Origin of the sequence: Pseudoalteromonas sp. SG43-7 (assembly GCF_014164295.1) — a bacterium.
Classification (GTDB): domain Bacteria; phylum Pseudomonadota; class Gammaproteobacteria; order Enterobacterales; family Alteromonadaceae; genus Pseudoalteromonas; species Pseudoalteromonas rhizosphaerae.
The window spans coordinates 51,127-63,489 of sequence record NZ_JACJEY010000028.1 but is presented as its reverse complement, the minus strand read 5'-3'; the positions used below and the strand labels follow the sequence as shown (position 1 = coordinate 63,489).

Below are 12,363 nucleotides of genomic sequence, written 5' to 3'. Positions count from 1 at the left end.
GCTCTGGTTTAGGCTCGGTCTTTTCTTTATTTTCAGTGCTTACCGAGGAGCTAATCAGGTCATTTTTTTCAATATACTGTGGCCCTAACGAAATCTCTATTCCTAATTTAGCACTAGCTTGCGTACTATTTTGCAAGGCAATGGATGGCGAATAAAAAATTAAAAAAAATATAATTAAATGTACTAAAGCTGCAAGTAAAATTGCACCAGACCAAGCCCATACACCTAACTTTAAAGCTGTATCTTTCATTGCTGCGCCTGCTCAGTCAATAATTGTAATTTTTTGACACCTATACTATATAAGCCATGTGTAAAGCTTACTAGATGATTTCCAACAAGATCTGCATCAGCTTTTATAGTGATCACAGTGTTAGGACTACGCTTAATAATACCTGTAATCTTGGCAAGTAAATCCGGCTCTGATAACGGCTGATTATCTAGAGCAAAATGACCTTTCTTATTCATTAACACAACAATTGTCTCTGCATCTTTTGCTGTTTCACTACTCGAAGTGGGAGGAGTAATATCAAATGGCTCTGTTGCGCTTAAACTGCCTGCGATCATAAAAAAAATAAGTAATAAAAAGACTAAATTAATTAGCGGTAAAATACGTTCTTCTGTTTGATCAGGTCGTCGCTCAGGGAAATGCATTAATGTAACTCCAAAGGCATATTGGCGCTTATCTCAGTTTGATTATTTACCTGCCATGTTGGGTCTTGAACTAGCTGTAGAGGCGCTATTCTTTGCTCACTTAATACATCTAAAATGTCGATCAATGCCTGCACCGGAGTGTCACCTAAAGGTTGTAGAATTATTGCTTGTTCACTCGGCTTTACTTTGGCTTTCTTTAACAAACTACTTAGCGCAATTTCGTTGTTGTTAAGTAACAATTTATCGGTGGCAACTTGCACTAAAAACGGGGGTAAATCTGTTTTTAAAGACCCCCCTGTATTACTGCTACTATTTACTTCAACGCTATGCCATTTTGTAAAGCTCGAAGCTAACATAAAAAATATGAGCAAAATAAATACCACGTCAATTAGCGGCGTCAGGCTCACCAACGTTTTTCGTTTTGCTTGTTTAGCTGATAGTGTTGGAAATTGATTATACGCTTTTTGCATGCTCAGCCTGCATCGTGTTGACCTGCGAAAACACTACACTCTTTTGCTGTGCGTTGCCCTGATATAAAGCTTCACATCCCTGCTGCGACAAGTCAGTAATAAATACTTGTGTTAATAAGTTGTCCATTTCGTGGGCTAAGTGGTCTACTTGACGCTCTAAATAATTTAATAATGCCACCACAGGTATAGCCACACATAACCCCACAGCCGTTGTTAGTAGCGCCTCCCAAATACCACCAGATAAAATAGCAGGGTTCACTTTATTACCTGCATCTTCTAGTTGCTGAAACGCAGAAATCATACCCAACACAGTACCTAATAGACCAAGCAATGGCGACAAAGAAGCAATCACTTCTAATGGACGAAAGCCACGTCTTAAGCGAAACAGCGTATCACTACCAAACCTAAGAACGTCTTCACGTACCGCAGGCTCGGCAACATTGTGTGTAATCCCCCTAAACGCACGCGCCATTGCAAGAGTTATTGGGTTTGGATGTCTATTAGCTAAATTAAGTGCATCTTCACATTTTCCTTGCTGCCATAAAACAAGTACACGCTTTGCGAATTGCCGTTGCCAAATATGTGCTTTTTGAAACTGTATAAGCTTTATTAAAACAATGGTTAATGCGATTACCGACATCAACAACAGTATGTATACGACTGCTCCCCCTGTGTTTAAAAGCTCTATAGTCGTTTTGTACCAAGAGGGTGCGCTCATAACTTCAGCATCAGCTATTTTATTTTCTCCCACATCTTTTGTTATATCAGCTAAAGCTGAATCAAACTCTAAAGGTGCAGCCTCACTGACACTAGTTTCATTATTAATTGCGGAAATAACTTGGCTATTATCTACACTGGCTGACTCCTGAGATGAACAGGTAAATGGAAATATAAATAGTACAAATATGATCAAAAAGAATTTTAATTTCATCAACTGCCTCAACTTTTAATTTTATCAATTTTTTATTTACCTACCGCTAGGCAAGCAAGAATGATTACAACTACTTAACTACCGATATTTAATTCGAGATTGGCTGATAACTTTCGCGCTGCAAAAATTGCGAGTGCAGCACTACTAATTAGCAACAAGTCAATTGTTGCAACTGGCCAGTAAGCATCTGTAAATAAAGTTTTAATTATGTGGTCTCCGGTGGTGAGCCAGTTCAATAAAACCGCTGCAATGGCAATAAAAGCTACTGCCCAGCATTGCTCAGTCCATGCCTTGATATAACCACTGCGCTTATTTATGAGCACTCTGATCACGCCATGAAATAAACAACACATCCACACACTAAAAAACACATATACTTCAAGGTCACGGACTAAAACACCTGCAAATTGCACTGAGTTATTAAATAGTCGATTAGCTACTAAAAAAGCCCCCGTTGCGATAATAATGCCCATAACTGCGCTCAGGTTATGTACATTCATAAAAGAGATGCTAAAACGTGTGCCGTCATGTTTTTGATTGCGTGCCTGTGTCCAATGTAATAGTCCAGTGGCTATCAAAACACATCCCCCAAGCCCTGCAACAAAGTAAAACCAGCGTAATGGCCAATGATCAAACTGCACATAATGCATACCCGCTAAAAAATTAAACACATTAGTAACGGAAGACGACTCGAAGTGCTCGAGCTCTGCACCTGTTGCAACAGAGAACCGTCGGTTATCCATATTTTGTGCCACACTTTTGTCACCACTTAAGCGAAGCGCAATCACACCTTCTGCATCCGCAGGATTACTTACCCGCACCATATAAACAGCACCATGCCCCAGCTCTTCCTCAGTGGCAGTAATTAAAGGGTCTATAGATGTTATCGTTGCAAATTCGCCGGACGCTTTAGGGGTAACTCGCCCTTGTGACTCACCAATAAAACGCCGCCTTGCAGGCGAATTACCTGCGCCTTCTTTGGCTTTAGGAGCTTTACTTTTACTATCGATTTTTTGGCGTGAGCGCGTAATTTCCTTAGCTGGAGTTTTCTGAGTATGTACTGCTTGAGGGTGCATTTGCTCATATACGGCATCGGGCGCTTTAGGAAAATAAATTAAGTGCGCAATCATTAATCCTGACAAAGTAATAACTAAGGTGAAAGGTAATAGTACAACGCCGGTTAGGTTATGCGCATCAAGGTTACCTCGGCTAAAACTACGCCACACTCTAAAGGAAAAGAAATCAGTAAATAATCTACGATGTATCACTATTCCTGAGACTAAAAGGCACAACATGCCAATGCTTGCAATACCCACCAGCCAAGCACCAATATTGCCTTTGCGTAACGTAAGATTATGGTGAAATGGATAAATAAAGCGACTTGCACCTCGCGTATTCGATGCAGGAAGCTGCTCTAACGTCACAGGGTGAAAACTATTTCGCTTAGCTATATGTGACTCTTTGGTATCATAACCCAACGCTAAAAAGGGCTTGCGCTCAGAAGGTAGTACGATACTCCATGCCGTAGCTCCCTCAGAGAGAGTATTGAGTAGAGGAACAATATCGCGATCAACGGATAATTTAGGTGCTGTATCCATATTAATTCGCGTTTGCGGCATCATCCAGCGATCTATTTCTTTATCGAATACTGATAGCGTGCCGGTCCAAAAAATAGCAAACAGTAAACCACTTAACAGCAACCCAGCCCAAGTATGCAAGACACTCATGTTAAATCTAAACCCGGTTTTCATACCAACGCCCCAGCTAACCAAGCTGCAACAAAGGTTATACCCGTAAAGCCGATCACATTTACCCAGGTTAATAACGTATTTCCGCGAGAAAAAGCCCACATTAAAATAACCGGTAAGTAGATAAAGCCTGTCATACTTGCAACAACAACAGCATCAGTCCACACCATACCTAAATGAAAAAGTACTGCCCCCGTAATATTGACAAGCTGCGAGCTGCTAATATAACAAAGCAAGCAAATAACAATTGAATGCACCACCATACTGATACTATAAAGCCATTTATAAACAGCCATAGTGTGATTAACGCGATTATTTAGATCAGTTAACACTGAGCCTTTTACGACCATTTTTTTCACCTAAAAATAAAAATAACATTACGGTTTATTGGTTTTTTCCACTGTGTTATCAAAATAAAAGTACGATATAACTTTGTTGATATAGCCCAATAAACGTGGGCACCACACCAAAGAAAATGCGACTAAAGTCGCCGCCAAACTTAATATTAAAACCCATACCAACGCGCCAAAACTAAAGCCATCATTAAACACCGCTAAAATTAATGACAATGCCACCATAAAAATTCCAATAAAACGCTGTGCTCTGACCGTACCTTGATTTGGAAAGGGTCCACCAATAACAGTACGCCAATGCTGAGTTTGACTAATAGCCCAACAACTAAAACCAACATAGGCACAGACAAACGACGCGATTAATCCGATGTGCATCATAAAATTCTTCAAAACCTCTCTTGATAATGAGCTCGTAACTTTACGCTAGTCCAAAAAGCACTGGCAGCCGAGATTAGTAGCACCAAGTCTGTAGCCGCTACAGGCCAGTAAGTATCTGTAAACACTGTTTTAATAAGGCCATCCCCTGTTCCCACCCAGTTTAAAATAACGGCAAAAACAGCAACAACAGCAATAAATCCACATTGCTGTGTCCAAGCCCTTAAGTATCCATATGATCTATCTTGTAAAACACTTAGCAAAGCATGCAACAAGCTAAGTAACCAAACGCTGAAAAATGCATATATTTCAGCTTTATCTCCCATAACAGCATCCAAATATGGGGATATATCCCTTACTCTGTTAGTAAGTAAAAACACACCTGTTGCAGCAATAATGCCGGTTATAACCGCAATATTATGTGCATTCATTAGAGCGACATTGAGAGGAGGGTTTAGGTTATTTTTATTACTCGCGGTGGTCCAATGCACTAAGCCCGTAGCAATTAATAAACAGCTACCTAAACCAGCAAAAAAATACAACCAACGAAGTGGCCAATGATCAAATTGGATATAGTGCATGCCACTTATAAAGTTCCAAATGCCAACAGCTTGCGAGCCAGTAAATGACCCTTTTGGCTCTCCTGTCATAGTATTAAAACGCTTATGATCATTACTTTTTGTAACCGAATCATCGCTATGTCTTCTAAACACAACAGAGCTATTAGTATCACCAGGATGATTTACTCGTACTAAATAAACACCTCCTTTACCCCAATCTGATTCAGCCTCTGAAATCATCTGTTCAATGGAGGCAAAATGGCCTTTTTCTCCGCTGGCAGACTCACGAATATGACCTAGCACCTTTGCTGAAAATAAACGCTGAGCATCTTTTTCATTCGCGACCTTATTACTATTCTCAACACTAATAGCTTGCTGATAAACGCGACTAATTAATTGAGGAAAATAGACTTGTTGTACAATAATCAACCCTGACAAAGTTATAACAAGAGTAAATGGTAGTAACACAACACCAGTTAAATTGTGCAGATCTAAATTAGCTCTGCTGAACTTACGAAATAAACGTAAAGAAAAAAAATCGGTAAATATTCGCCGATGAATAACAATGCCTGAAACTAACAGACAGAGCATTGCAATACTTGCAACCCCTACCAGCCATGCACCTAAATCATCTTTACGCAGCGTCAAGTTATGATGAAAAGGGTAAATAAAACTACTAGCATTAGGTCTATTCGCTTTTGTTAATGGTGCAAGCGTAACTGGATGAAAATACTCCCGAACATGGCGACGAGGCTTTTTATATGAAGCCGCTTTGATTACATATGGTATACGCTCACGCGGTAACACAATTGTCCAGTAAGCAGCTCCATTTTGCTGCTCACTCAATGGCTGAATAATATCTTTATCTACCGATAACGAAGATGTCACTTTCATTAAGTTAATGCGAGTATCTGGCATCATCCAGCGGTCTATTTCTTTGTCAAATACAGACAAAGTGCCAGTCCAAAATATTGCAAAAATAAGCCCACTTAAAATCAGCCCCACCCATGTATGAACAGGACCCATTCTTACTCGTATGTTAAGCTTTGCGTTTACTGCTTTTCTACTCATGCGCAAGACCAATTAATCAACCAGTCTCTAAACCATGTCGTTGTTAATGTGCAAGTAACGTCACATGGCATATTCAATAAAAAAGATGGAGTGTTTAAAAAGCTTACAGCCATAATCATTTTTCCAACTCGCTATAAGCCGTAATCAAAACAACACTTTCATGTTCATGAAGTAACTACGTCCACGCTCTGAAAACCTAAAAGCGCCAGTGTCTTCACGTACTTTAAAACGCTTTGCATCTGTAAAATTATCAATTGTGAAATTTAGACTAAGCCACTTATTAACGTCATAACTCAATCCAATATCTAAAGTCGCTAAATCTTTTTCACTTTTATCAACCGAGTTACGATCAAAATCAACTCGGGTAATTTGCCCTTCATAATTCGCTCTTATGTAACTAGATAACTTATCGGTTGGATAATAATTAAGGACAACGGAACCGGTGTGATCAGGAACACCAACTAACGAATTACCATCTAATTGCGCCAGAGTATCGCCAAAAGGGCGCGCGCCTGCAGGTGTATTAATAACAACATTACTGGCATCTATGGAAGAATCGGTATAGGTATAGTTAATTTTCAGCGCCAACTTTTCAGCTATATCCCAATTTCCCTCTAACTCAATACCTTGAATTGTTGCTCCATCAGCATTAAGCCACGTAGCCCAAGCTGGACATTCCTGCGAACCGACACTCCCAGAGTCGCAATACGCTGCAATAACGCCGTCATTGCCATCACTAAAGTAGTAAGATTGCGTGCTGAGTATTTTATTGGTGAAATCGTTGTAGAAAAAAGTTGTGCCAAAACTCAGGTTTTTATTGTTGTTATACATAGCACTAACCTCATAGTTGGTGCTTTTTTCTGGTTTTAAGTTTGGATTACCCATGATCACAAATTGATCATTACCGCCGCCGCGTGATGAGCCCGTAGTTTCATCAATTTGAGTGATTTTTGGACTTTTATAGCCCGTTGCAATACCGCCTTTAAAAGTTAAGTTTTCACTATAATTAAAAACAAAATAAGCACGTGGGGAAGTATGTTTGCCAAAAAATTCATTGTCAGTTAATCGAGCGCCTAACGTTAAATATAACTTTTGGCTAATAAGCTCCCACTCATCTTCAGTAAAAATAGCCCAATCAGTGACCTTTCTTGTGCCAAAACTACCTGAATGACCTCCGCCCAAATCACTATTGGCTTGTTCATCGTTAGTCCACTGCAAACCCGTAGTTATAAGGTGACGACCAAAACCGGTTAAAAAGCGCGCATCGGCAACTTTATTTTCCGAACTTGTGGTAAATTCGTAAGTTTTTGGATAACGATATCTTTCATAACTTTCTTGGTAATATTTGACTTCTAAATCACCCAGCTCAAAACGCTTATTGTAGGTTATACCCCAAGAGTCTCGTGTCCACTCTCGATCAACAGCGGACCGACTTGTTTGTTTTAACACGCCACCAGGATTGCTGGTATAACGCTGCTTTGAGGTTGAAAAATCAAATGTTAAATCGGTATCTTGATTGGCTATAAGGTTTAACTTACCGCCTAAAGTACGCTTTTGAGATTCTTGGTAACCGCCTAAATATTTATCCTCATCTTGCAGTATTTCACTACCCCATAAAGAAACACCCATAGTGTTTTTAATAATCGGCCCAGATAAGTAAAAATCCGCTTGGCGTTTATTCGACATCACACCACTATCAGGTGCTTGAAAGCCATACCCTACGCTGCCGCCCCATTTTTCAGGCGTTTTTTTGGTAATAATATTAATTACCCCACCCATAGCATCACTACCATATAGCGAGCTCATGGGCCCGCGAACAACCTCAACACGGTCAATAACTGATACCGGTGGTATGAAACTGCTATCTAGATCTTCATTATTTAATTCTCTTGGGTTAGCTGTTTCTGAGCGAACGCGTTTTCCGTCAACCAATACCAATGTGTACCCTTTAGGCATGCCCCTAATTGATATACCACTATTAGCACCTGAGCCAACAACGTTAACACCTGGCACTTCATTAGTAATATCTTGTAAAGAACTAAACGGGCGCTTTTCCAGAGTATCATTTGAAAGCACGCTAATACTTGCCGGTGAATTTTTGATTTCTTGAGAATATCCTGCAGCAGTCGTTACCGTTATTGGCCCTAAAGACAACGGCTGACTGTTAGTTTTGGCCTTTACTTTCTCTAACGTTACCGCATTTGTAGTGACAAACCGGTAACGTATATTAGTGCCAGACAATAAAACATTAAGCGCTTGAGCTGGGGTCAAATCACCTTTAACTTCAGCAGACATATACTGTGCTGTCGGTATCCCCGTGTATAAAACCTGAACGTTAGTAATAGCAGAAAAATCAGTAATAGCCTTTGACAATACTTTAGCTTCAAGATCAAATTGATAGCGTGCTGCGTGCTGGTGAGCAGTATTTTCAACTTGCGGTTTAACTGCAGTATTAGCCTGCAGTGAATGACTGGCTATGAACGCCAAGGTTAGTATTGAAAACAACCCAATACGTTTATTAACACGAAAATCCATTAAGCGCCCTTTAGTAAAAGTAATACGAATAATTTACACCTACAATTAAGACGTATCTCACTCACACTTTCCCCCAGTGCGGTTAAAAAAAATTATGCAGCTATTACAGCCAGAAAGAATTTAACTAGGGTGTGCGCTATTTGAAAGGTAAGAAAGAGGAGAAAAACTAACGCTTATTTAACCTGATCTTTAGTCAAGTTATTCACTAACACATTAATTTATTGTATTAATATTCGTTTTACTCTCAAGCCGGAGATAAATTTATTATTCGAAGTTCAGGTTCTTTAGTGCAACATGACTAAATAATCAGTTAGGCGAGTTTGTTTTAACGCTAAGGTTTCAGTGATCATTTCCAACGCAGCATCGGGGTCATTAATAGAAAACACACCACTAATCTGCAAATTATTAACTGAATCATCAGTAATAATTATTTTCCCTTTACGATAACGATTCAGTTTAGCAACAACCTCACTAAGCGCAGCGCTATAAAAAACAAGCTGCCCACGCTGCCAAGCATTAACCACTGCTGCATCAAATTCACTAACGGCGCCAATGCCCGTTGAAAAAAGCTTAGCTTGTTGATTTGCAGATAAGTTTTTCCTAAGTTTTCTAGCTTGATTCGACGTCAGTGCAACGCTTCCTTCAAACAGACTGACAGTGGCTGAGTCGCTATACAAACTAACATTAAATTGAGTGCCAGTAACAGTGACCGTCCCTTGTGTTGTATTTACCACAAAAGGGCGTTCACTATTTTTAGCAACATTAAATCTAGCCTCGCCTTGAAGCAATACCACTTCCCGTAACTGTTTGGTATAATTAACTTTAATTGCGCTATTAGTATTAAGGATAATTTCGCTATTATCATCCAGTTGCACAACTTTTTGCTCACCAACGTTACTGTAATAGTCACTTTGTAAGCGCAGCGGCCAGTTTTGTTGCCAACCAACACCTGCTATAGCAACAAAAAGCGCAACACTTGCAACGGCTGCATAAAATGGCCGTGATACACGCTTAATGAAGGTTTTTTGAACGGTTGGCTCTAATATTAAATCGTTTTCAGATAGTTCCGAGTGCGTCAGTACATCCCATAACGAACTCATATCATCGTATGCTACCCGATGTAAAGGGTCTGCAAGTAGCCAAGTATTGAACTGTGCTTTTAACTGACAGCCTTGTGATTCTTGAAGATCACTGTCGTGCATGCGGGCATGCCATACTGAAGCTTGCTCTAAGATAGCCTCCGGTATCTCAGCTGTATACTTACTTGCCATCTCAACCATACTGATTAAGCCTTACAAAAATACAACTTAACAAAAAGCAAATACCAATCAGAAAGTTTATTATAAAAATAACTTTTACTTGGTTGACCAACTTGATAAATGCGTAGTTAAAAATCGTTAAAATGGGTGAATAAATAAAAAAACTCAAACCTGTCGCCCCGCCTCTCGCAAGCATTGACGACAATGAACCATAGCTTTTGCAATGTGCTTTTCAACCGTTTTAATACTGATACCCAATATCTGCGATATTTCTCGCATTGTTAGTCCTTGCCTGCGATACAGTATAAATACTTCTCGGCATTTGTCTGGTAATTCGGCTATGGCCTGCTCTAATACAGCCAGTTGTTGTTTAGAAATTAATACATCAGTATGTGTAGGGGAAGGGCAAGCCACTTGCTCACATTGCCTTTGCTCTTGAGGCGACACTATTTGCGCTTGCCACTGCTGGGCTGTTTGTTGTTGACGAAATTGATCTACCAGCAGATTACTAGCCATGCGATATAAGTAAGCTTTTGGGTTACTGGGTAACTCAATATGCGTATTAACAGCACGTAGCCATGTTTCCTGAACGACTTCCTCTGCAACGTCAACAGAACCCGCACGCAAGCGAATGTGTTTTACAAGCTCACCATAATAAGTCTCAACGGCTTGTGCTAAGGTTTGAAAAGGAAATGAAGCCAAGGTCTACTACTCACCTTAAATGCAATGTTTCGTCAATAAACGCTAATAATAACTTTTTGCATTAGCAGATGTAAAGAACTCCAGCAATTAAAGGCCATACATAAGCAACAGTAGCTTACCCACTTATGCTTATGTATTTAACTATTTTGGCATTACTTACCTTTGCCTCGCCAGCCGCTCCATACATCATCTATATCATCGGCTTTATTTCTGTTCTTTTTCTTACCAGTACCTTCAGGCTTGGCCATTGGCTTGTCATTTTTAAGCGCCTCGGCGGCATCAAGGTTGGCTTGGTTTACGGCAAAGCCTGTTACTTCTTCACGCTCTAGGCGTAGTTTGTTTTTCTTTTCGATAATTTTAAAGTGATGAAAGTCTTCATAATCAATCAGTGATAACGCTAAACCTACTTCACCAGCACGGCCACTTCGGCCAATGCGGTGCATGTAATCAGCAGGGCTACGCGGTAAGTTAAAGTTAATCACTACTGGCAGTTTGGCAATATCTAAACCACGGGCGGCAATATCCGTGGCTATTAGTACTTCTATTTCGCCATCTTTAAACTTTTCGATTACCCGAGTACGTTCACTTTGGCCTTTATCGCCATGGAATACTTGCGTGTTAACGCCACGTTTTTCGAGCTTACTGGCTAAGTGCTCACAATCTTTTTTAGCGTTTACAAAAATCAGTGCTTGGCGCCATTGCTGCTGTTTAATTAAATGCGCTAAAACCGTGGTTTTTTCACCTTTATTTACGGTAAACACACGCTGTACTAAAGTGCTTTCGTCTTTGTTTTGAACTTGTATTTCAACCGGATTAGTTAACAGCTCTTGGGTTAATTGCTTAACTTGCTCTGGGAAAGTCGCAGAAAACAACATGGTTTGCTTTTTAGCAGGCATAAGCGCTAATAAATTAGCCAACTCTTCGGTAAAGCCTAAGCTTAATAAGCGATCGGCTTCATCAAGCACTAAGGTGCTGACTCTATCGAGCTTAATCGCATTACTTGAAATCAAATCAAGTAACCGCCCAGGGGTTGCCACGATAATATCGGCGCCGCCACGTAATGCCTGCATTTGCGTATTAACCGACACCCCACCAAACACCGCAACGGTTTTTATTGCGCCATTAAAATTTGCAGAATACGACTTAACACTATCAGCCACCTGCGTTGCCAGCTCTCGCGTTGGCACTAAAATCAGCCCTGTTACAAAATTACCTTTGCTAGCAGCTTTTTTAGCACCTTGCTCTAAAAAGAGTTTTTGTAATATAGGCAATGCAAACGTTGCTGTTTTACCTGAGCCGGTATTTGCACCAGCAATAAGGTCACTGCCCGCTAATATACTTGGTATTGCCTTAGCTTGAATTGGCGTAGGCTGGATATATTCCAGCTCGGTTAAACGAGCCAGTAGCTCTGGGATAAGGCCAAGTTCGTTGAAATTACTAGGATTTGCGGCTGAGGTCATAAAAGGTGCGGGCTCATTACTAAAAATAGCCTGCAATTTTAGCGTATTTATTGCCCGTTAAGTAGAGATTAGTGATTTAAATGTAGTTTAGGTAACAGCTGAGCGCTTCGAGCTACAAATTACGAGCAGGTTTGTGATTTTTGTAAACTCGGATTTATCCCGCGCTTTTATTATTATGTTTAGAATAATCTTTTTAAACAAAGTATTTGGCTATGTTCCCAAGCTTTGTTGCAAAATAAAATCTGTAA

At 40.0% G+C, this 12,363-nt stretch carries 12 protein-coding genes; all 12 read right to left on the bottom strand.

Features of this window, described 5'->3' with window-relative positions; genetic code table 11:
- Positions 1-250 (bottom strand): hypothetical protein (locus H5200_RS13850; RefSeq protein WP_182761687.1); only part of this gene is annotated, 250 nt, incomplete at its 3' end.
- Complete coding sequence (locus tag H5200_RS13845) at positions 247-651, bottom strand: biopolymer transporter ExbD (protein ID WP_182761686.1); 405 nt, start codon at positions 649-651, stop codon at positions 247-249. The genes H5200_RS13850 and H5200_RS13845, both read right to left, overlap by 4 nt.
- Positions 651-1,121, bottom strand: a complete 471-nt coding sequence (locus H5200_RS13840; RefSeq protein WP_182719655.1) for a biopolymer transporter ExbD — start codon at positions 1,119-1,121, stop codon at positions 651-653. The genes H5200_RS13845 and H5200_RS13840 overlap by 1 nt, the downstream gene beginning before the upstream one ends.
- The gene (locus H5200_RS13835) at positions 1,105-2,052 is read right to left on the bottom strand and encodes a MotA/TolQ/ExbB proton channel family protein (RefSeq protein WP_182740148.1); all 948 of its coding nucleotides are present in this window, start codon (positions 2,050-2,052) and stop codon (positions 1,105-1,107) included. Before H5200_RS13835 ends, H5200_RS13840 begins: the two co-directional genes overlap by 17 nt.
- Positions 2,053-2,126: 74 nt before the next feature.
- Positions 2,127-3,803 (bottom strand): PepSY domain-containing protein, encoded by a 1,677-nt coding sequence (locus H5200_RS13830; RefSeq protein ID WP_182719657.1) that lies wholly within the window; start codon positions 3,801-3,803, stop codon positions 2,127-2,129.
- Complete coding sequence (locus tag H5200_RS13825) at positions 3,800-4,150, bottom strand: hypothetical protein (RefSeq protein WP_182719658.1); 351 nt, start codon at positions 4,148-4,150, stop codon at positions 3,800-3,802. Before H5200_RS13825 ends, H5200_RS13830 begins: the two co-directional genes overlap by 4 nt.
- A gap of 27 nt (positions 4,151-4,177) precedes the next feature.
- The gene (locus H5200_RS13820) at positions 4,178-4,531 is read right to left on the bottom strand and encodes a DUF3325 family protein (protein WP_182719659.1); all 354 of its coding nucleotides are present in this window, start codon (positions 4,529-4,531) and stop codon (positions 4,178-4,180) included.
- Positions 4,532-4,539: 8 nt separating this feature from the next.
- Positions 4,540-6,159 carry a PepSY domain-containing protein gene (locus tag H5200_RS13815; RefSeq protein WP_182740150.1) on the bottom strand — a complete coding sequence of 540 codons (1,620 nt, stop codon included), beginning with the start codon at positions 6,157-6,159 and terminating at the stop codon, positions 4,540-4,542.
- 144 nt (positions 6,160-6,303) lie between these two features.
- Complete coding sequence (locus tag H5200_RS13810; protein ID WP_182718831.1) at positions 6,304-8,694, bottom strand: TonB-dependent receptor; 2,391 nt, start codon at positions 8,692-8,694, stop codon at positions 6,304-6,306.
- Positions 8,695-8,978: 284 nt separating this feature from the next.
- Complete coding sequence (locus tag H5200_RS13805; RefSeq protein ID WP_182718830.1) at positions 8,979-9,974, bottom strand: FecR family protein; 996 nt, start codon at positions 9,972-9,974, stop codon at positions 8,979-8,981.
- A gap of 144 nt (positions 9,975-10,118) precedes the next feature.
- Positions 10,119-10,655 (bottom strand): RNA polymerase sigma factor, encoded by a 537-nt coding sequence (locus tag H5200_RS13800; protein ID WP_182718829.1) that lies wholly within the window; start codon positions 10,653-10,655, stop codon positions 10,119-10,121.
- A 152-nt stretch (positions 10,656-10,807) separates the two neighbouring features.
- Positions 10,808-12,115 carry a DEAD/DEAH box helicase gene (locus tag H5200_RS13795; protein ID WP_182761685.1) on the bottom strand — a complete coding sequence of 436 codons (1,308 nt, stop codon included), beginning with the start codon at positions 12,113-12,115 and terminating at the stop codon, positions 10,808-10,810.
- Positions 12,116-12,363 lie beyond the last annotated feature (248 nt).

Excerpts from the sequence above, each read along its gene's own strand:
- H5200_RS13835 (WP_182740148.1), bottom strand. The coding sequence starts at position 2,052 with ATGAAATTAAAATTCTTTTTGATCATATTTGTACTATTTATATTTCCA.
- H5200_RS13830 (WP_182719657.1), bottom strand. The coding sequence starts at position 3,803 with ATGAAAACCGGGTTTAGATTTAACATGAGTGTCTTGCATACTTGGGCT.
- H5200_RS13820 (WP_182719659.1), bottom strand. The coding sequence starts at position 4,531 with ATGATGCACATCGGATTAATCGCGTCGTTTGTCTGTGCCTATGTTGGT.
- H5200_RS13795 (WP_182761685.1), bottom strand. The coding sequence starts at position 12,115 with ATGACCTCAGCCGCAAATCCTAGTAATTTCAACGAACTTGGCCTTATC.
- H5200_RS13805 (WP_182718830.1), bottom strand. The coding sequence starts at position 9,974 with ATGGTTGAGATGGCAAGTAAGTATACAGCTGAGATACCGGAGGCTATC.
- H5200_RS13810 (WP_182718831.1), bottom strand. The coding sequence starts at position 8,694 with ATGGATTTTCGTGTTAATAAACGTATTGGGTTGTTTTCAATACTAACC.
- H5200_RS13825 (WP_182719658.1), bottom strand. The coding sequence starts at position 4,150 with ATGGTCGTAAAAGGCTCAGTGTTAACTGATCTAAATAATCGCGTTAAT.
- H5200_RS13845 (WP_182761686.1), bottom strand. The coding sequence starts at position 651 with ATGCATTTCCCTGAGCGACGACCTGATCAAACAGAAGAACGTATTTTA.
- H5200_RS13840 (WP_182719655.1), bottom strand. The coding sequence starts at position 1,121 with ATGCAAAAAGCGTATAATCAATTTCCAACACTATCAGCTAAACAAGCA.
- H5200_RS13815 (WP_182740150.1), bottom strand. The coding sequence starts at position 6,159 with ATGAGTAGAAAAGCAGTAAACGCAAAGCTTAACATACGAGTAAGAATG.